At 68.2% G+C, this 305-nt stretch carries 1 pseudogene; it reads right to left on the minus strand.

Going from position 1 to position 305, the window contains the following annotated elements:
- A pseudogene (locus tag MJ956_RS12650) lies at positions 1-305 on the minus strand (hypothetical protein); the annotation flags it as partial.

The following is a 305-nucleotide window of genomic DNA, read 5'->3' on the forward strand; positions in this document are numbered from 1 at the left end:
CCTCGCGTACTTCTCGGGGACCTTTGGGAACGATCCGCTCGGTCGGCGCGCCGCTCGCGAGTTCCCGGGCACGTCGCCCCATCTCGCGCAGCACTCCCCCGATGGACCGCGACAGGAACATCGCAAAACCAAACAAGGCGCAGAAGACGGCGACCAAAGCGATGCCGTTGCGCGTTCTGGCGCGTTCGATCTCCCTGGAGGTCTTCGCGCGCAACGCCGTCAAATCGGCGCGCGCGACCGTCACGGCGCCCTCCAATCCCAGCCACAGGGCGGCGAATTCACGCCGCACCGCGCCACGCGAGAGG

The sequence above is a fragment of the Aurantimonas marianensis genome (genome assembly GCF_024195285.1).
GTDB classification, from domain to species: Bacteria; Pseudomonadota; Alphaproteobacteria; order Rhizobiales; family Rhizobiaceae; genus Aurantimonas; species Aurantimonas marianensis.